Here is an 18,941-nt window from a genome sequence, read left to right as displayed (position 1 = left end):
GAACCCCTTACAAGGATAGTCCCACTCAGGCGAATTTCCCTTTCGCTACCTCTTCAGGGGTGACCACGCCCGTATCCAGCACCCAGCCGCTAATCAGCGAGGCGGGGGTAACGTCAAACGCCGGATTATAGACCTGCGCCTCTTGCGGTGCCCACTGCACCGCGCCAAAGCTTCCCGCCACGCCCGTCACTTCGCTGGCCGCGCGCTGCTCAATGGGGATCGCGTCACCGTTCGGGCAGTCCCGGTCGAGGGTCGTTTGCGGGGCGGCGACGTAGAACGGAATACCGTGGAACTTCGCCAGCACCGCCAGGGAATAGGTGCCGATTTTGTTCGCCACGTCGCCGTTGGCGGCAATGCGGTCTGCCCCCACCCACACGGCATCCACCTGCCCTTTTGCCATCAGGCTGGCGGCCATGGAGTCAGTAATCAGCTGATACGGCACGCCCAGCTCGCCCAGCTCCCATGCGGTCAGCCTGCCGCCCTGCAACAGCGGACGGGTTTCATCCACCCAGACGTTGCTGACATTCCCTGCCTGATGCGCGCGGGCAATCACACCCAGCGCCGTCCCGACGCCCGCCGTTGCCAGCCCGCCGGTATTGCAGTGGGTCAGCAGGCGGCTGCCGGGCTTCACCAGCGCGCTACCCGCTTTCGCAATCGCGTCGCAAAGCCGTTTGTCTTCATTAATCAGGCGCAGCGCTTCAGCCACCAGCGCCGGAACGAACGCTTCCTGCCACAGCGCAATCTTCATGCGGTCGAGATTGTTCATCAGGTTCACCGCCGTCGGGCGGGAGGCACGCAGGGTCTCCAGCGCCGCCGCCAGCTCGTCGCGGCTTTTACCGCTTTCCGCTAACAGTGCCAGCAGCAGGCTTGCAGAGAGACCAATTAACGGCGCGCCACGCACGCGCAGAGCGTGGATATGCCCAACCAGCGCCTCCACCGTCGAGGCATCCAGCCAGCGTTTCTCCTGCGGAAGCGCCTGCTGGTCGAGAATATAGAGCTGATTATTCGCCACCCGCAGGCTGGTCGTCTGTAATGTCTGCATGTCGTTAATTCCCTGTTGCGTTGTTGTAGCACATTGTGTCAGGATGAAATCCAGATGTATAGACGTCTACATGTCTTAACTAGCAAAACTGAGGAGCAGGCCATGTCGCAATACCTTACCTTTACCGCTCAGGACGCCGTGGAGTATGCCAGGCAGTTTGGCGGACTTGACGATCCGTCATCGCTGGTGGAGGCGCAGGAAATCGGCGACGGTAACCTCAACCTGGTCTTTAAAGTTTTCGACCGCGCGGGCGTGAGCCGAATCGTCGTTAAGCAGGCGCTGCCCTATGTGCGCTGCGTCGGCGAGTCCTGGCCGCTGACGCTGGATCGCGCTCGCCTGGAGGCGCAAACCCTGGTCGAGCATTACAAGCACAGCCCTGAGCACACGGTGAAAATCCACCACTTTGACCCGGAACTGGCGGTGATGGTGATGGAAGATCTCTCCAGCCATCGCATCTGGCGCGGCGAGCTGATTAACAACATTTACTACCCGCAGGCGGCGCGGCAGCTGGGTGAATATCTGGCTCACACCCTGTTCCACACCAGCGATTTTTATCTGCATCCGCACGAGAAAAAAGCGCAGGTGGCAAAATTCATCAACCCGGAGATGTGCGAGATCACTGAAGATCTGTTCTTTAACGATCCGTACCAGATCCACGCGCGCAACAGCTACCCGGCCGATCTGGAGAACGATGTTGCCGCCCTGCGCGACGACGCCCAGCTTAAAATCGCTGTGGCCTCCCTGAAGCACCGCTTCTTTTCGCATGCCGAAGCCCTGCTGCACGGGGACATTCACAGCGGCTCAATTTTTGTGGCCGACGGCAGCCTGAAAGCCATCGACGCCGAGTTCGGCTACTTTGGCCCGATTGGCTTTGACGTTGGCACTGCCATCGGCAACCTGCTGCTGAACTTCTGCGGCCTGCCGGGGCATCTGGGCATTCGCGATGCCGCCGCCGCGCGCGAGCAGCGCCTGACCGATATTCAGGAACTGTGGAACACCTTCGCGGAGCGCTTCCAGGCGCTGGCGAATGAGAAAACGCGCGACGCCGCGCTCAGCGCGCCGGGCTATGCCTCTGCGTTCCTGAAAAAGGTCTGGCACGATGCCATCGGATTCTGCGGCACCGAGCTGATTCGCCGCAGCGTCGGGCTTTCCCATGTGGCGGATATCGACACCATTCAGGATGAAGCGATGCGTCACGAATGCCTGCGCCACGCGATATCCCTCGGCAAGGCGCTGATTGTGATTGCTGACCGCATCGACAGCGCGGAAGAGCTGGTCGCGCGGGTGCGGCAGTACAGTTGAGAACGTTTGCCCGGTGGCGCTGCGCTTACCGGGCCTACGGGTGCAAAATGTAGGCCCGGTAAGGCGAAGCCGCCACCCGGCAAAAACTCACCCCAGATACTCAATCACCGACATCCCGCCGTTATAATCCGTGCTGTAAATAATCCCCTGCGCATCCACAAACACGTCGCACGACTGGATCACCTGCGGGCGATTGGGCCGCGTATCCATCATCTTTTCCGGCGCCGCGGGCACCAGCGCCCCCGTTTCTACCGGGCGATACGGATTGGAAATGTCATACGCGCGCACGCCCGCGTTCTGGTACGTCGCGAAGATCAGCGTTGAGCTGACAAAGCTCCCCGGCCGGTTCTCGTGCAGGTTGTGCGGGCCGAAATGCGCCCCTTTCGCCACGTAGTCGGTTTCATCCGGCTGCGGGAAGGTAGAAATGCTCACCGGGTTCGACGGCTCGCGGATATCAAACAGCCAGATCAGCTTCTCGCCGTCCTGCTGGTTATCCAGCACCGCCTCGTCCAGCACCACCAGCAGATCGCGATCCGGCAGCGGAAGCGCGGTGTGCGTCCCGCCCCCAAACGGCGGGCTCCAGTTACGGTGGCTAATGAGCTTAGGCCGGGTGCGGTCCTTCACGTCCAGCAGCGTCAGGCCACCGTCGCGCCAGCTGCCGTACGCGGTATCGCCTGCAATAATCGCATGGTGCAGAGCGTAGCGTTTGCCTTCCGGCCAGTTCGGCTGTTCGCCTTCGGCCTGATTCATCCCCGGCAGCCACCAGCGTCCCGCCACTTCAGGCTTGCGCGGGTCCGCCAGATCGATGGTCAGAAAGATGTAGTCGGTAAAGCCGTCAATCAGCGCTGAGACATACGCCCAGCGGCCACCGACGTACCAGATGCGGTGAATGCCGATGCCGCTCAGCGATAAAAAGCCTATCTCGCGTGGCCTGTCCGGTGTGGAGATATCAAAGACGCGAAGCCCGGCGCTCCAGCCTTTATCCTGCACATCGCTGACGGTCTCCCCCACCTGGCGGGTGTAGTAGACCTTCTCGTCGGCAAAACGCGCATCGGCAAACAGATCCCGGGCGTTGATCACCAGCAGCAGGTCGTCATGCGCCTGGAGATGCACATTCCAGGTACCCGGCGGCGCAGGCACGTATCCTGCGGCTTTTGGTTTTTTCGGGTCGCGCACATCCACTATCGAAAAGCCCTGCGACACCATATGGCCGATATAGGCGAAACCGCGGTGCACCATCAGCTGCACGCCGTCCGGGCGACCGCCCTGATCGCTATGGCCAATCAGCCGCATATTGCGGCTGTATTCGGGTTGAGGTAATGCAGACATGTATAAGTCCTTTCGCCGGATGGCGGCTGCGCCTTATCCGGCCTACAACACCGTAGGCCCGGTAAGCAAAGCGCCACCGGGCATTATTTTGACCTGGCTTCCAGCGTCGCAAACCACGGCGCAACAAAATCTTCCGTCTGGCCCCAGCCCGGAATGATTTTCCCCAGAGACGCCACGTTCACCGCGCCCGGCTGGGCGGTCAGCAGCGCCTGCGGAATGGCCGCCGCCTTGAAATCGTAAGTGGCAGGCGTCGCTTCTCCGGCAATCTTATTGGCAATCAGGCGTACGTTGGTCGCGCCAATCAGCTTCGGATCCACCGCCACGCTCACTGCCCATGGGCTACCCGGCTCGCGCATCAGCTGTAAATCCTGGTTGGAGATGTCGATGCTGTAGAGTTTGATCTCGGTTCGGCCGTTCTCTTTCAGCGCCTTATAGGCGCCCTGGCTGAAGGCATCCCAGGTACCCCAGATGGCATCGATTTTACCTTTCGGGTATTTCGCGAGGATCGCGCCCACCTTGTTGGCAGTGTCGCCCTGCACGTCAGAGGAGACCGCGCCGATGGACTCCAGCTCTTTAATCTCCGGGTACTGCTTTTGCAGTTCTTTGTAGGCCGCCTGACGGCGCTCCATCGGCGGGAAGCCCGCGACCCATAGCTTGACGATATTGGCCTTGCCGTTGAAATCTTTCGCCAGCTGGCCGAAAGAGAGGTTGGTCAGGGAGGCATCGTCCTGCTGGGTAACGGTTACGCCCGGGATCTCGCCGTTCACAGCGGTATCAAACACCGAAACTTTGATCCCGGCATCCACCGCCTTCTTCACCAGCGCGGTGGAGTACGGATCGCGCCCCTGAGAGAGAATAATCCCGTCGTATTTCTGGCTGATGGCCTGGTTAACGAAATCCTGGAATTTGGCGTCGTCCCCGTTACTTAAAAAGGTGCTGACCTTAAAGCCGAGCTTTTTCCCTTCCTGAATCGCCCCGGCAACAAACTGCGTGGTGTTGTCGTCCGAGCCCAGGTTGCGGATCACCGCGATGCGGATCGGGCCGTCATGGCTGGCAATGGCGGTCGGAACCGGCGCGGGGGTAGCCGCCAGGCCCGGCAGAGAAGTGAGTAACCCAAGAGCTACCAAAGAGGGCGCAATCTTTTTCATTTATTATCCCGTTGTGTTGTCAGCGTTTTTGTATGTAGGTAATCGCCAGCGCTACCGCGAGCACCAGCCCTTTTATAATGTCCATGGCGTAATACGGCACGGAGAGCATCACCAGCCCGTTCGACAGCACGCCGAGGATCACCGCCCCCACCAGCGTACCCAGCGCGTTCGGCTTGCCGGATCCGGCCAGCGAGAAGCCGATCCACGCCGCCGCCACCGCGTCCATCAGGTAGCCGCCGCCCGCATTCACCTGCGATGAACCAATACGCGAGGCCAGCAGAATGCCGCCCAGCCCCGCCAGCAGAGAGGCAATCACGTAGGCTGCCACCTTGTAGCGGGTGGTGCGAATGCCGGAGAGGCGCGCGGCTTCGGGGTTGCCGCCAATGGCGTACATCCGGCGTCCATGGGTGGTCAGCGACAGGCCCAGCTGTGCCAGAATCGTCACCACCAGCATGACGATCACAATGGTCGGCACCTGCCCGAGCAGGCCAAACGCCGCCGGAATGGTCCCTTCCGCCATGTCGCCGCTCGGCAGTACCATGTTCTCGGTAATCGACCCGCCGTAGCTGTAGGTCATCGCCACACCCTGAATGACAAACAGGCTGGCAAGGGTCGCGAGCATGTCCGGAATGCGCAGGATGACGATCAGAAAGGCGTTAAACAGGCCGACCAGCGTACAGAGCGCGAGGGTCAGCAGAATCGACTCGGTGGTGCCGAAGCCGTGCCAGACGAAAAGCGAAATCACCAGCGCGTTCGCCAGCGACGCGGTAGATCCTACGGAGAGATCGAACCCGCCGACGGTCAGCGAAATAGAGACGCCAACGGCAATCACCGTCACGATGGCAATCGAGCGCAGAATGTTGATGATGTTGTTCGGGTCGAGGAAGCTGTCCGACGCCAGGCCAAACACCGCCACCAGCGCGACGACGGTCAGCAGCATGCCCCACTTATAAAGAAAATCGAAAATCTGCTGACGGCCAGACGCCGCCGTGGTCACTGAAAGGGCCTTGCTCACGACGCCGTTCCTCCGGTTGAATAATAAAGTAGTGTTTCTTCCCGGGCCTCTGCCCCGGCGATTTCCGCCACGATGCGCCCGTCCCACAGCACGCAGATGCGGTCGCACAGACCGACCAGCTCGGCAAATTCACCCGAGGCGTAAATCACCCCTTTGCCCTCGCGCGCCAGGCCGTCGATCAGCTGAAACAGATCGGTTTTGGCCTTCACGTCCACGCCTTTGGTCGGCTCGTCGAATATCAGCACGCTGGCGTCATTGCGCAGCCATTTCCCGATGGCGACCTTCTGCTGGTTACCGCCGGAAAGCCGACGCAGCACCTGCCCCGGCCCGCGTGTGCGCACGCCGACGCGGGCAATCACCTCTTCCGCCCAGCGCCACGCCTGACGATGACCAAACAGGCTCCAGCGCGAGAAACTGTTATCGGCGCACACGGCAAGGTTCATGCTCACCGGCTCGTCGATAAAAATGCCCTCTTTGCGCCGCTCCTCCGGCACCAGCGCCAGACCGCGTAGCACCGAGTCTGCCGGATCGCGCGGTTTCCAGGCCTGATGGTTCAGCTCGCCGCGCGCCACGCGGCTTTTGCTGGCGCCAAACAGCGCCTTGCAGAGTTCCGTTTTCCCCGCCCCCGCCAGCCCGGCAATGCCGAGGATTTCACCTTTGCGCAGATGCAGGGAGATATCTTTCAGCAGCGCGTCGTCGTGCAGGCCTTCCACCCGCAGCAGCATCTCTTCACCGTGCGGCGGTCGCGGGGGCGGATAGATATCGCTCAGCTCGTGGCCGAGCATCTTCTCGACGATCTCCTCTCCGCTCAGATCCGCCATCGGGCCGGACTCAATCAGCCTGCCGTCGCGCAGCACCGTCAGGGTGTCGCAGATGGCCTTCAGCTCGTGAATGCGGTGAGAAATAAACACCACGCCAATACCCTGCTGTTGCAGACGTCTTACTACCGCAAACAGACGCTCGCTTTCGTGCGCGTCCAGCGGCGCAGTGGGCTCATCAAGAATGAGAAAACGGCAGTGGTGCGAGAGCGCCCGCGCCAGCAAAATCTGCTGCTTTTCAGCCAGCGTGCAGTTGTCGATGGAACGGCGAACGTCCAGCGAAACATCCAGCTGCGCCAGCGCCTGCCGCGCCTGCTGACGAATCGCGCGCCAGCTGTAGCGGTGTCCCGGCTGCGCCAGCTGGTCGAGCATAATGTTCTCCGCAATGCTCAGCCCGGGGATCAGCGCCACGTCCACCTCCTGCTGCACAAGGTGGATACCCAGCCGTTTGGCGTCCAGCGGCTCGCGGATGCTTACCGGCTGGTTGTTAATGCAGATTTCGCCTTCATAACGATCGTGCGTCCCGCACAGCACCGCCATCAACGTCGATTTTCCCGCGCCGTTGGCGCCGGTCAGCGCATGCACCGACCCGCCATTCAGGGTGAAATCCACGCGCGACAGGGCCTGAAAGCCGGAAAAGGCCAGGCTGATACCGCGCATCTCAAGGCGACTGGAAACCATCCGCGTAAATCCTTCATTACTCTTCTGATTTAGCGAATTTTTCACAGCTCCGGTTGACTGACAACGACGGAAAAGGCATAAGATAAAGCGAAATATTATTAGCCATCCGGATGTCCAGACATAACATCGGGTTAGCGCTTGCTAAAAAAGGACAACTTCATGAGCAACACCAATATCCGCGTCGTGCCCGGCCCGGCGAACTACTTCTCTCATCCGGGAAGCCTTGCGCACCTGGATGATTTCTTTACTCCGGAACAGCTTTCCCGCGCGGTGTGGATCTACGGCGAGCGGGCTATCGAGGGCGCACGCCCTTATCTGCCGCAGAGTTTTAACGCGACGGGGGCAAAACATCTGCTGTTTAAGGGCCATTGCAGCGAGCGTGACGTCACTCATCTGGTGAACGCGTCGGGTGGTGAAGCCAGCGTGGTGATTGGCGTAGGCGGCGGTGCGGTAATGGATACCGTCAAGGCCGTGGCGCGTCGTCTGGGCGTGCCGTTCGTGGGCATTCCCACCATCGCCGCCACCTGCGCGGCGTGGACCCCGCTCTCCGTGTGGTACAACGATGCCGGGCAGGCGCTACAGTTTGAGATTTTTGACGACGCCAACTATCTGGTGCTGGTGGAGCCGCAAATCATCCTTAACGCCCCGGCGGAATACCTGTTGGCAGGCATCGGCGATACGCTGGCGAAGTGGTACGAAGCGGCGGTACTCGCCCCTGAACCGGAAAACCTGCCGCTGACCGTGCGTCTTGGCCTGAACGGTGCGCTGGCGATCCGCGACGTGCTGCTGGAGCGCAGCGAAGAGGCGCTGGCCGACCAGCAGCGCGGCGACCAGACGCAGGCGTTTCGGGACGTGGTGGACGCCGTTATCGCCGGTGGCGGTATGGTCGGCGGTCTGGGCGAACGCTATACCCGCGTGGCGGCGGCACATGCGGTGCACAACGGCTTAACCGTGCTGCCGCAGACGGAAAAATACCTCCACGGCACCAAGGTGGCCTACGGCATTCTGGTGCAGAGCGCCCTGCTCGGTCAGGAGGACGTGCTGACGCAGCTGGTGGCGGCATACCAGCGTTTTAACCTGCCGACCACGCTTCGCGCGCTGGAGGTCGATATCCATAACCGCGACGAGCTGGACAAGGTCATTGCCCACACCCTGCGCCCGGTGGAGTCTATTCACTTTTTACCGATTACGTTAAGCCCTGACGTTCTGCGCGCCGCGTTTGAGAAGGTGGAATCCTTCAGCCGTTAATCGCGCCGACGGGCTATACCTAATGATGATTCTCTCCACTCTTGCAACGAGGTCATCATGCAGATCGATTTAACAGGTAAAAAGGCGCTGGTCACCGGCGCCAGTCGTGGGCTGGGTCGGGCAATTGCGCTGTCGCTGGCACGCGCCGGTGCCGATGTGGTTATCACCTACGAAAAATCCGTCGATAAAGCCCAGCAGGTCGTCGATGAAATCAACGCGCTGGGGCGACACGGCGAGGCGATTCAGGCCGACAGCGCCAGCGCGCGGGCGATTCAGGATGCGGTCACGCAGGCGGCGCGCTCCCTCGGCGGGCTGGATATTCTGGTCAATAACGCCGGGATTGCACGCGGCGGCCCGCTGGAGTCCATGACCCTGGCGGACATCGACGCTCTGATCAACGTCAATATCCGCGGCGTGGTGATCGCCATTCAGGAAGCGCTGGTGCATATGTCTGACGGCGGACGCATCATCAACATCGGCAGCTGTCTGGCGAACCGCGTGGCGCAGCCGGGGATCGCCGTCTACTCGATGACCAAATCGGCCCTAAACTCCCTTACCCGGGGTCTGGCCCGCGATTTAGGCCCGCGCGGCATTACCGTCAACCTGGTTCATCCCGGCCCGACCAACAGCGATATGAACCCGGAAGACGGCGAGCAGGCGGAAGCCCAGCGCCGGATGATCGCGCTTGGTCATTACGGCCAGCCGGAGGATATCGCAGCGGCGGTCACCTTCCTCGCCAGCCCGGCTGCGGGGCAAATTTCCGGCACCGGTCTGGATGTGGACGGCGGTCTGAACGCCTGATCGCAAATTTACTGTATGCCTCTGTCGCCCGGCAGAGGCCTGTTCGAGTCGCCTCGACGATTCGCGTTTTGCCGCTTTCTCGCGGTTTTTCTCCGCTCTACAGTACCCCATAAGAAATTCGGAATTTATCTAATAGTCTTATTATTTCCTTATGTTTTGTGTGGGCGTACAGTGGAGGTACGGATGAAGATCGTGTGGTCTAAAACAGCAGAGAAGCAGTTTTCTAAAATCGATCCTCGATATCAGAACCGCATTAAATTCAGGCTGGAGAAGATGGACGATAAAACATCACCTGTCGCGGATATCAAGAAATTATCTTCTCCCGAAAACCACTACAGGTTGCGATTAGGTGATTACAGGGTCATTTACACCTTCGGAGACCCGCCGGGTGATATCTGCTACGTAGTGGCAGTAAAACGCCGGACAACCACTACCTACCTTCATGAGGAGCATACGGAATATGACTATTCAGTTCATCAAGGATGAAGAAGGAAAAAAACAGTATGTTGTCATACCCTACGGTGAATATTTTCGCATGCGTTTAGCCATGCTTGAGTATGATGACGATGATGAAAACGACTGGGAAGACATCCCTTACGAATCAGACATCTACGATAACGTAGGTTTACCGGGTGAAGTGTGCGACATCATGCATAACGAGAACGTCAGCCTACAGGCCGCCTGGCGCATTTTACGCGGTATGTCCCAGCAGGAGGTGGCGGAGAAGCTTGGCATCAGTCAGTCCGCCGTGTCACAGCTGGAGGCGCTGGACTCCCGACCGCAAAAGCGCACCCGCGAAAAGCTGGCGGCAATTTACGGCTGTAAACAGGAGCAGATCAGCCTCTATTTACCAAAAGAGGGTTAACAGCACTTCGCCCCGCCCTTGCCACCGTAGCGGGCATCCTGGCGGTCGCGGAAAAATTCTTCGTAGGTCATTGGCGTCTGATCCGGGTGGTTGACGCGCATATGCTCGACGTAGTTGTCGTAATCCGGCACGCCAATCATCATTTTAGCGGCCTGGCCCAGGTATTTACCTGCTTTGGAAAGGGTGTCGAACATAGTCAGTTTCTCGTTTGTTTCCCTCACCCCGGCCCTCTCCCGGAGGGAGAGGGAGGATAAGAAATGTAGGCCGGGTAAGGCGAAGCCGCCACCCGGCACACGGGTTAATGCGCCCCTTTCGCCTGGGTGACAATCTCGTCCAGGTTCTCAGGCATTGGCTCATACGGCGTCTCTTTCGCCGTTGGCGTGTCGACTTTCAACGCCGCCAGCGCGGTTTTCAGAGAATACAACGCCAGCACCACAACCACCACCATAAAGAAGATGGTCAGCCCGGCGTCCAGACGGTTGTTAAACACCAGCTGCGACAGCTGAGATTCGGTGTACTGTGCCGGGATCTTGCCGCTGTCGATCATCGCCTGGAACTTGTTGGCAATGGCCAGGAAGCCCACCTTGTTGTCCGGGCTGAAGGCTTTCTGCCAGCCTGCTGTCAGGGTACAGATCAGCAGCCACGCCGTTGGCACCAGCGCCACCCATGCGTAACGCTGGCGCTTCATCTTGAACAGGACTACGGCACAAAGCATCAGCGCCATGCCCGCCAGCATCTGGTTGGCGATTCCGAACAGCGGCCACAGGGTGTTAATCCCGCCCAGCGGATCGACCACGCCCTGATGCAGGAAGTAGCCCCACGCCAGCACGCACAGTGCCGTCGCCAGCAGGTTAGCCGGGAGTGAATCGGTACGTTTCAGATTCGGGGAGATCACCCCCAGCAGATCCTGCAACATAAAGCGCGCCGCGCGCGTACCGGCATCCACCGCCGTCAGGATAAACAGCGCCTCGAACAGAATGGCGAAGTGATACCAGAACGAGACATCCATCAGCCCGCCCAGCGCACCGTGCAGGATGTAGGCCATACCCACCGCCAGCGTCGGCGCCCCGCCCGCACGGGAGATAATCGACTGCTCGCCGACCTCGTTAGCGATATGCGTCAACGTATCAGGGGTGATCGCAAAGCCCCAGCCGCTCACCACCTGCGCAGCAGAGGCGACCACGTCAACAGTGCCGGCCGGGGCCAGTACCGCCATCGGGCTGTTCATCGCGAAGTACACGCCCGGGTCGATAATACAGGCCGAGACCAGCGCCATAATCGCCACGAAGGATTCCATCAGCATGCCGCCATAGCCAATCAGGCAGGCCTGATTTTCATTCGCCAGCATCTTCGGCGTGGTCCCGGAGGCGATAAGCGCATGGAAGCCAGACACTGCCCCACAGGCGATGGTGATAAACAGGAACGGGAACAGATTGCCGGTCCAGACCGGGCCGGTGCCGTCAATGAATTTGGTCAGGGCAGGCATGGTCAGGGTCGGGCGCATAATCAGAATGCCGATCGCCAGCCCGACGATGGTACCAATTTTCAGGAACGTAGAGAGGTAGTCACGCGGGGCCAGCAGGAGCCATACCGGCAGCACCGCCGCCACGAAGCCGTAGCCCACCAGCATCCAGGTCAGCTGCACGCCGGTGAAGTCGAAGAACGGTGCCCAGGTCGGGCTTTCCGCCACCCAGCCACCGGAGATAATAGCAAACACCAGGAACACCAGGCCAATGACTGAAACTTCACCAATGCGTCCCGGACGCAGATAGCGAATGTAGATCCCCATGAACAGCGCCAGCGGAATGGTGAAGGCGACGGTATAGGTTCCCCACGGGCTGTGGGTCAAGGCTTTCACCACAATCATCGCCAGTACCGCGAGGATGATGACCATGATCATAAAGGTCGCCACCAGCGCAATCACCCCGGCAGTTGCCCCCATCTCCTCTTTCACCAGCTCACCCAGCGAACGACCGTCGCGACGGGTGGAGACGAACAGCACCATGAAGTCCTGCACCGCGCCCGCCAGCACCACCCCCGCGAGGATCCAGATCATCCCCGGCAGGTAGCCCATCTGCGCGGCCAGTACCGGCCCCACCAGCGGGCCTGCCCCGGCAATCGCCGCGAAATGGTGACCGAACAGCACTTTTTTATCGGTCGGCACGTAGTCCAGACCATCGTTATGACGCACGGCCGGCGTCATGCGTGTGCCGTCTACGCCCAGTACCGTCTTCGCGATATAACGGCCATAAAAACGGTATGCGATCAGATAAATGCAGACGGAGGCGACCACGATCCAGAGCGCATTGATCTGCTCCCCCCGGTTGAGGGCGATGTAGCCCAGGGCAAAGGCTCCCACAACGGAGAGCCCTGCCCATATAAGGTATTTCCCTGAGTTGTTCATAATGGTTATCCGTTGTTGTGATACAGTGAGATGTTACATTTTGTTTCTAGAACAACGGATAAAATTTAACAACTTTGAAACGCAATAATGCGTGGTCAAACCAGACATTTACACCACATTGTTAAGCCGATCACTTTCGTAGCGTCACCGTTCACACTTTTACCTTTTTCGGCCAGACACCGCCTTACGGAATGATTTGTATCATTTTTTTTGGCCATAACCTCGCCAGAATGATCCTGCGCAATCGCGTGCATACAAGGAAAAGGATATGAACAGTTCAGTACCTCAGGATAGTCAGGTCGGGCCGGGTGCGTACTTCGCGCTGGCGTTTGCAGCCGTTTTCTTCTCGGGTCTGTTAGGCGGACAAGAGTGGTACGGCGTCTTTGATTTCACCACCCTCAACGGCGCATTTGGCAAAGTGGTCAGCAAAGCCAGTCTGGATGACGGTACGTTAACCACAGCCAGCAGCGCCTTTCGCGGCACCGGCGGCAGCGGCGCGATGGACGGGTTTCTCTTCGCGCTCGGTTTAATTCCCGCGGTGATGTTCGCGCTGGGGATGATCAACGTGCTGGAGCACTATGGCGCCCTGCGTGCCGCGCGAAAACTCTTAACTCCTCTGCTGCGCCCGCTATTGGGGATCCCTGGCACCACCGGGCTGGCGCTGATTGGCAGCCTGCAAAGTACCGACGTGGGCGCGTCGCTTACCCGTAATCTCTCTGATGAAGGGCAAATCAGCGAAAAAGAGAAAGACGTTTTCGCCATGTTCCAGTTCTCCGCCGGGGCGATGATCACCAACTTTTTCTCTTCCGGGCGATCCTCTTCACGCTGCTCGCCGTTGACGGCACGGCGGCGGTGCCCACCTCCATCGGGGCCTGTATCGCGGTGATGTTTATAATGAAAATTGTCGGCGCCAATCTGCTGCGCCTGATCCTGACGTTTACCCATAAAGGAGACGCCGCATGAGTGTCCCACAGTCCAATCCCGTCATTACCGATGTGTTTATCGAAGGCGCGCGCAAAGGCTGGAGCATTGCCACCAGCAGCACGCTGCCCAACGTGGTGATGGCCTTTATCATCATCAAGGCGCTGGAAATTACCGGCGCGCTGAAAGGGCTGGGCACGATCTTCTCCCCGCTGATGGGCCTGTTTGGCCTGCCGGGCGAAGCGGCCGCCGTGCTGATTGGCGGCTGGATGTCGATGGGCGGCGGGATCGGCGTTGCCATCGGCCTGTTTGATAAAGGCATCCTCACCGGAGAGCACCTGGCGATCCTGGCGCCCGCCATCTACCTGATGGGCTCGCAGGTGCAGTACCTGGGCCGCATTCTGGGGGTGATTGGCACCCGCGCCAAACGTATTCCGCTGCTGATCGCCCTCTCGGTGGTCAACGCTTTCTTAGCCATGCTGCTGATGCGCATTATTCTCTGAACAGGACGTGAACATGAACCTTGACCATTATATCGAAGAGCTGAAAACCCTGGTGAACGTAGACTGCGGCACCCAGACGATTGACGGCGTCGCCGCTGTTGCAGGCATCATGCAGCAACTGTGGCAGCGCGAAGGCTGGCATACGGAGCAGGTGAACCTGGGCGACAAGGTGGGCCCCGGCGTCTTCGTCAGTAACAAGCCGCAGGCGGAACGGTTCGACGTGCTGCTGGTCGGGCATCTGGATACCGTATTTCCCGCCGGCACCGTGGCCGCGCGTCCGCTGAGCGAGGATGAAACCCGCCTGTACGGCCCCGGTGTCTCGGATATGAAGAGCGGACTTCTGAATATTTTGTGGGCAATGCGCGCGCTTGACGCCGCAGACAACGATCGTCTCGCGATTGCCGTTGCGATGAACCCGGACGAAGAGACCGGATCTGTCCATTCCCATGAGTGGGTTGGCGAGCTGGCTAAGCGTTCCCGCTGCGTGCTGGTGTGCGAAGCCGCCCGCGCCGACGGTTCGCTGGTGAAAGCGCGTAAAGGGATGGCGGGCTATCACCTCACCTTTAGCGGCGTGGCGGCACACGCGGGCAATGACCCGGAAAAAGGCCGCTCGGCGATCACCGCGCTGGCAAAGAGCGTTATCGCCATCAATGCGCTGACGGACTGGGATCGCGGCACTACACTTAACGTCGGCGTGATTCAGGGCGGCAGCGCGGCGAACGTGGTCGCGGACAGCGCTGTGGCAGAACTGGACGTTCGCTTCTGGGAAAACGACGAGTATGACCGGGTGAACCAGGCGCTGGAGTTGTTATGTGAACAAGGCTTTTTAGACGGCGTGACCACCACGCTGACGCGGGTTAATCACAAACCGGCGATGGCCGCGAGCGACGCGACGCAGGCGCTGATGCAGCAGGTTGAAGCGGCGGGTAAAGCGGAAGGCATCGACATTACCTGGCAGGCAGTCGGCGGCGGCAGCGACGCCAACCACACCGCCGCGCTCGGCATCCCCACGCTTGACGGCTTCGGGCCGGTTGGCGCCGGGTTCCACAGCCCGGCGGAATGGCTGGATAAAGCGTCCATTGCGCCGCGAATTCGGCTGTTGACGCGGGTGGTATCGATGTTGTAACAACCGCCCGGTGGCGCTTCGCTTACCGGGCCTGCATGTTTCGTAGGCCGGGTAAGGCGAAGCCGCCACCCGGCACTCCCGCCGCACAATCTAACCCAGCACCATCGTACTCAACCGACACGTACAGCACCGCCGCCCCTGCTCGTCGAACACCACAATCTCCCAGCTCTGACTGGAGCGGCCCAGATGCAGCGGCTGACATACGCCGCGCACCTTACCGTGAGAGACCGCGCGGTGGTGCGTAGCGTTCAGTTCCGTGCCCACCACATTCTGCCCGTCGCGGGTCATCAGAAAACCGGCCATCGACCCCAGCGTTTCCGCCAGCGCCGCCGACGCACCGCCGTGCAGCAGGCCAAACGGCTGGTGGGTGCGCGCATCCACCGGCATCTCCGCTTCCAGCGTATCGTCCCCGAGGCGGGTATAGACGATGCCAAGGTGTTCCACCATCGTGTTCTGGCTAGTGGCATTCAGCTCGTCGAGGGATAAATGACGTTTCCAGATCATTACGCCCCCAGCGTGGAGCCGCCGTCCACCACGATATCCTGCAAGGTGATATGGCTGGCGGCATCGGATGCCAGGAACAGCACGGTCGCGGCAATCTCCTGCGGACGGGCAATTTTACCGAGCGGAATGCCGAGTTTGAACTGCTCGCCGAAGCCGCGAATGCGCCGCTGTTCCGCATCATCGCTGGTCCACAACGTGCGCTGCATGTCGGTATCCGTAGAACCCGGCGACACCAGGTTACAGCGTACGCCGCTGCCCGCCAGCTCCAGCCCGACGGTCAGCGCCAGGCTTTTCAGCGCCGCTTTCGACGCGCCGTAGGCGCTCATGCCGATGCGCGGCGTGTGCGCCGCGTCAGAGGCTACGGTCACAATCGCCCCGCCCTGCTGATGACGGAACTGGCCCATCGTCTGCTGGAACAGGTTGAACGCGCCGCCGACGTTGACCGCAAAGGTCTGCTGCCAGTCCTCCTGCGAAAGCTGATCCGTCGCGCCCATACGCAGAATGCCCGCCGCGTTAACCAGCACGTCGAGCCGCTCAAGGCTGCTGAGCAAACGCCCGCAGACATCACTCGCCTGCGCCGCATCCGCCACGTCCAGTGTTTCGGTGGCAAACGGATATTCGCCGTGAGGGAAAGCCAGATCGAACCCGGTCACCTGCGCCCCGGCCTCCACAAATGCCAGCGCGGTCGCATAGCCAATGCCCTTACCCGCGCCCGTCACCCAGACGGTTTTACCGGTAAAATCAAAAGCCATCACTTCACCTCGCGGGAGAGCAGCGCCCACCAGGCATCGAGGGTCGGATTTTTTGCCAGCATCACGAAATCAATGTCGCCGTGCACTTTGCGCCAGCGGGCGGCGAGCGCCATCATCCGTACTGAATCCAGACCGTAGTCGATCAGGTTTTCGTCATCCATCGGCTCGTCGGACTCGTCCAGCAGCGGCAGGATCAGCTCACGCAGCGCGGCTTTCGTTGCCGGAACAGACGGCAGCAACTCGTCGGTCATCACCACGCGGCCCGAACGTCCGGCCACGTATTTCAGCGACATCAGGTGCTCGTCGCGGGTGAAATCCGCCAGCGCGTCGGCGATAAAGAACGGTTTGATGTCGCGCATAAAGGCGTCGGTGGCGGTGGTCATGCAGCCGATGTGGGCGTACACGCCGGTGATCAAAAGCTGGTTGCGGCCGGTCTCTTTCAGCATCTGCTCCAGCGGGGAGCGGTGAAACGCGCTGTAGCGCCACTTCACCAGCACGGTGTCCGCTTCGTCCGGGGTCAGCTCAGCGACGATGCGCTGCTGCTCCGGTGAGCGAGTCAGACCCGGCCCCCACATATCGTTCAGCAGGGCGCGGTCTTCATCGCTCTGATCTTTCGGCTGCGCGGTGTAATACACCGGAATATTGTGCTCTTTGCAGTACGCGCGCAGTTTAGCGATGTTCGCCACTACCTGCTGCATCATGTCGCTATTTTCGCCCCAGAAATTCAGGAAGTACTCCTGCATATCGTGGATCAGCAGCGCGGCGCGCTCCGGTTCAAACGCCCAGCTTACTTTACTGGTCGGCAGTTCGGCGGCGGTTGGCAGCGCATATGCGGTTAATTTTGGAATAGCCATTCTCTGTTCCTCAGCCCCGGGCGCGTTCAGCAAGCCACAGGCGCAACTGTTTCTTATCAACTTTGCCGACCGGCGTGAGCGGAAGCGCATCCACGCTCTCCACGCGGTCCGGCAGCTTAAATTCGGCAACGCCCTGCTCGCGCAGGAAGCGGCGCACCTCCACCGCGCGCAGCGGCTGTTTCACCACCAGGTACGCGCAGCTTTTTTCGCCCAGCAGGCTGTCCTCCATGCTCACCAGCGCGGCGTGGATCACTGCTTCGTGGCGCAGCAGCAGGTTTTCGATCTCTTCGGCGGCGATCTTCTCGCCACCGCGGTTGATCTGATCTTTCTCGCGCCCCTGCACGGTGATGTAACCCTGCTCATCGATGGCGATCAGATCGCCCGAGCAGTAGAAGCCGTTGGCATCGAAGGCGCTGGCGTTGTGGTCCGGGCTGTTGAAATAGCCGCGGAAGGTGTAAGGGCCGCGCGTCATCAGACGCCCGACCTCCCCGCGCGGCAGCGGGTTACCGTCCTCGTCCGCCACCCACACTTCATCGTCCGGGCACATCGGGCGGCCCTGGGTATTGATGATGCGCTCCGGCGCATCGTCGAGGGCGGTATAGTTCACCAGCCCTTCCGCCATGCCAAATACCTGCTGAAGCTGGCAGCCAATTTCCGCCGGAATGCGCGCCGCAAGCGTGGCGGAGAGGCGCGTGCCGCCCACCTGGAGCAGCCTGAGGGATTTTAGCTGGGCGTTCCCCGCGCCGTCGGCAATCGCCTGCAACCACAGGCTGACCGCGGGCGGCACCAGCGAGGTGACGTTTATCTGATGCTGCTCAATCAGCGGGAAGCAGAGCGTGGCGCTCGGATCGTTCGCCAGCACCACGCAGCCACCCGCCGTGAAAACGCCTAACGATCCTGGCGAGCTCATGGCGTAGTTATGCGCCGCGGGAAGGGCGTTCAGATAGCGGGTGTGCGCAGTGATACCGCAGATTTCGTTGCTGCGACGGATGCTGTAGTCGTAATCGTTATGCGTGCGCGGGATCAGCTTCGGCGTGCCGGTGCTGCCGCCGGAGAGCTGGAAGAACGCCACTTCGTCGGCGGGCGTCGGGTTCGGGATGAAATTGTCCGCCGGGCGCGCAATCGCCGCCTCCAGCGCATGTTCGCCCTTATCGCCACGCAGCAGCACAACGCGTACCGAGCGATGCGCATCCACAAAGGTGTTGAGAAAATCATCGCCTGAGAACAGCGCGTGGTCGCGATCGGCAATCAGCACGGCGGGTTTGATCTGCTCCGCGTAGGCGTTGAGTTCACTGCGCTGATGGCTAAAGAGCGCGTTGACCGGCGCGACGCCGATTTGCAGTAGCGCGAAGAAGCTGATGTAGAACTCGGCCACGTTGCCAAGCTGCACCAGCGCGGTCTCCCCGCGATGCAGCCCCTGCGCCTGAAGGGAGGACGCCAGATTCGTCACCGCCTGATTAAACGCGCGGTAGGTGATGCGGCGTTCGCCGTCAATTATCGCGACCGTATCGCTGTCCGCATGGTCCGTCAGGATGTGGGTCAGCGGCAGATCCTGCCAGTAGCCTTTTTCACGGTAGCGGCGGGCAAACTCCTCAGGCCAGCGGGTAAAAGGGATGGTCATGAGTATT

18 protein-coding genes and 1 pseudogene are annotated in these 18,941 nt (G+C 60.5%); 8 read left to right on the top strand and 11 right to left on the bottom strand.

Going from position 1 to position 18,941, the window contains the following annotated elements:
• Positions 1-25 precede the first annotated feature (25 nt).
• On the bottom strand, positions 26-1,042 hold the full coding sequence (mtnA, locus tag ACOT0L_RS11530) for an S-methyl-5-thioribose-1-phosphate isomerase (RefSeq protein ID WP_022647401.1): 1,017 nt from the start codon (positions 1,040-1,042) through the stop codon (positions 26-28).
• 102 nt (positions 1,043-1,144) lie between these two features.
• On the opposite strand from mtnA, the gene mtnK reads away from it, so the two are divergent.
• Positions 1,145-2,344, top strand: coding sequence for an S-methyl-5-thioribose kinase (mtnK, locus tag ACOT0L_RS11525; protein WP_126503686.1), 1,200 nt, complete (start codon positions 1,145-1,147; stop codon positions 2,342-2,344).
• Positions 2,345-2,431: 87 nt separating this feature from the next.
• On the opposite strand, the gene ACOT0L_RS11520 is transcribed toward mtnK, so the two are convergent.
• From ACOT0L_RS11520 to ACOT0L_RS11505, 4 genes are all read right to left on the bottom strand, one after another.
• Positions 2,432-3,673, bottom strand: coding sequence for an LVIVD repeat-containing protein (locus tag ACOT0L_RS11520; RefSeq protein ID WP_023299569.1), 1,242 nt, complete (start codon positions 3,671-3,673; stop codon positions 2,432-2,434).
• A gap of 83 nt (positions 3,674-3,756) precedes the next feature.
• Entirely contained in the window at positions 3,757-4,821 is a 1,065-nt protein-coding gene (locus tag ACOT0L_RS11515; RefSeq protein ID WP_126503684.1) for a sugar ABC transporter substrate-binding protein, read from the bottom strand.
• Positions 4,822-4,840: 19 nt separating this feature from the next.
• Positions 4,841-5,836 (bottom strand): ABC transporter permease, encoded by a 996-nt coding sequence (locus ACOT0L_RS11510; RefSeq protein WP_022647397.1) that lies wholly within the window; start codon positions 5,834-5,836, stop codon positions 4,841-4,843.
• Positions 5,833-7,335 (bottom strand): sugar ABC transporter ATP-binding protein, encoded by a 1,503-nt coding sequence (locus tag ACOT0L_RS11505; RefSeq protein ID WP_126503682.1) that lies wholly within the window; start codon positions 7,333-7,335, stop codon positions 5,833-5,835. Before ACOT0L_RS11505 ends, ACOT0L_RS11510 begins: the two co-directional genes overlap by 4 nt.
• 159 nt (positions 7,336-7,494) lie before the next feature.
• Here ACOT0L_RS11505 and ACOT0L_RS11500 point away from each other — a divergent pair, with 159 nt between their 5' ends.
• The 4 genes from ACOT0L_RS11500 to ACOT0L_RS11485 all read left to right on the top strand — a co-directional run bounded on the left by ACOT0L_RS11500 (position 7,495) and on the right by ACOT0L_RS11485 (position 10,249).
• Positions 7,495-8,583: an oxidoreductase gene (locus ACOT0L_RS11500; RefSeq protein WP_063150844.1), complete on the top strand. Its 1,089-nt coding sequence runs from the start codon at positions 7,495-7,497 to the stop codon at positions 8,581-8,583.
• 57 nt (positions 8,584-8,640) lie between these two features.
• A complete protein-coding gene (locus tag ACOT0L_RS11495; RefSeq protein WP_126503680.1) occupies positions 8,641-9,384 on the top strand; it encodes an SDR family NAD(P)-dependent oxidoreductase in 744 nt (247 codons plus the stop codon).
• 183 nt (positions 9,385-9,567) lie between these two features.
• Positions 9,568-9,870 (top strand): type II toxin-antitoxin system RelE family toxin, encoded by a 303-nt coding sequence (locus tag ACOT0L_RS11490; RefSeq protein WP_022647393.1) that lies wholly within the window; start codon positions 9,568-9,570, stop codon positions 9,868-9,870.
• Positions 9,845-10,249: a helix-turn-helix domain-containing protein gene (locus ACOT0L_RS11485; protein ID WP_022647392.1), complete on the top strand. Its 405-nt coding sequence runs from the start codon at positions 9,845-9,847 to the stop codon at positions 10,247-10,249. Before ACOT0L_RS11490 ends, ACOT0L_RS11485 begins: the two co-directional genes overlap by 26 nt.
• On the opposite strand, the gene ACOT0L_RS11480 is transcribed toward ACOT0L_RS11485, so the two are convergent.
• Both ACOT0L_RS11480 and cstA read right to left on the bottom strand, forming a co-directional pair.
• Positions 10,246-10,443 carry a YbdD/YjiX family protein gene (locus tag ACOT0L_RS11480; protein ID WP_006809671.1) on the bottom strand — a complete coding sequence of 66 codons (198 nt, stop codon included), beginning with the start codon at positions 10,441-10,443 and terminating at the stop codon, positions 10,246-10,248. The two genes, ACOT0L_RS11485 and ACOT0L_RS11480, sit on opposite strands and share 4 nt — an antisense overlap.
• Before the next feature lie 104 nt (positions 10,444-10,547).
• Positions 10,548-12,653, bottom strand: a complete 2,106-nt coding sequence (cstA, locus tag ACOT0L_RS11475; RefSeq protein WP_022647390.1) for a pyruvate/proton symporter CstA — start codon at positions 12,651-12,653, stop codon at positions 10,548-10,550.
• Positions 12,654-12,921: 268 nt separating this feature from the next.
• Here cstA and ACOT0L_RS11470 point away from each other — a divergent pair.
• From ACOT0L_RS11470 to ACOT0L_RS11460, 3 genes and pseudogenes are all read left to right on the top strand, one after another.
• A pseudogene (locus ACOT0L_RS11470) lies at positions 12,922-13,616 on the top strand (nucleoside recognition domain-containing protein).
• Positions 13,613-14,077, top strand: a complete 465-nt coding sequence (locus tag ACOT0L_RS11465) for a YjiG family protein (protein WP_126503678.1) — start codon at positions 13,613-13,615, stop codon at positions 14,075-14,077. The pseudogene ACOT0L_RS11470 and the gene ACOT0L_RS11465 overlap by 4 nt, the downstream one beginning before the upstream one ends.
• Before the next feature lie 13 nt (positions 14,078-14,090).
• Positions 14,091-15,203: a M20 family metallopeptidase gene (locus tag ACOT0L_RS11460; protein WP_126503676.1), complete on the top strand. Its 1,113-nt coding sequence runs from the start codon at positions 14,091-14,093 to the stop codon at positions 15,201-15,203.
• Between the two features lie 90 nt (positions 15,204-15,293).
• On the opposite strand, the gene entH is transcribed toward ACOT0L_RS11460, so the two are convergent.
• From entH to entE, 4 genes are read right to left on the bottom strand one after another with little or no spacing between them, the layout of a single operon-like run.
• Positions 15,294-15,707: a proofreading thioesterase EntH gene (entH, locus tag ACOT0L_RS11455; RefSeq protein ID WP_022647384.1), complete on the bottom strand. Its 414-nt coding sequence runs from the start codon at positions 15,705-15,707 to the stop codon at positions 15,294-15,296.
• Positions 15,707-16,459: a 2,3-dihydro-2,3-dihydroxybenzoate dehydrogenase EntA gene (entA, locus tag ACOT0L_RS11450; RefSeq protein WP_015571174.1), complete on the bottom strand. Its 753-nt coding sequence runs from the start codon at positions 16,457-16,459 to the stop codon at positions 15,707-15,709. The genes entH and entA overlap by 1 nt, the downstream gene beginning before the upstream one ends.
• A complete protein-coding gene (locus ACOT0L_RS11445) occupies positions 16,459-17,313 on the bottom strand; it encodes an isochorismatase (RefSeq protein WP_022647383.1) in 855 nt (284 codons plus the stop codon). Before ACOT0L_RS11445 ends, entA begins: the two co-directional genes overlap by 1 nt.
• Positions 17,314-17,323: 10 nt before the next feature.
• The gene (entE, locus tag ACOT0L_RS11440) at positions 17,324-18,934 is read right to left on the bottom strand and encodes a (2,3-dihydroxybenzoyl)adenylate synthase EntE (protein ID WP_368995183.1); all 1,611 of its coding nucleotides are present in this window, start codon (positions 18,932-18,934) and stop codon (positions 17,324-17,326) included.
• Between the last annotated feature and the right edge of the window lie 7 nt (positions 18,935-18,941).

The organism is Enterobacter cloacae complex sp. XAL002 (assembly GCF_049236805.1).
Classification (GTDB): domain Bacteria; phylum Pseudomonadota; class Gammaproteobacteria; order Enterobacterales; family Enterobacteriaceae; genus Enterobacter; species Enterobacter intestinihominis.
Note: the sequence above shows the minus strand (reverse complement) of the source record. Positions and strands in the feature narration are given on the sequence as shown.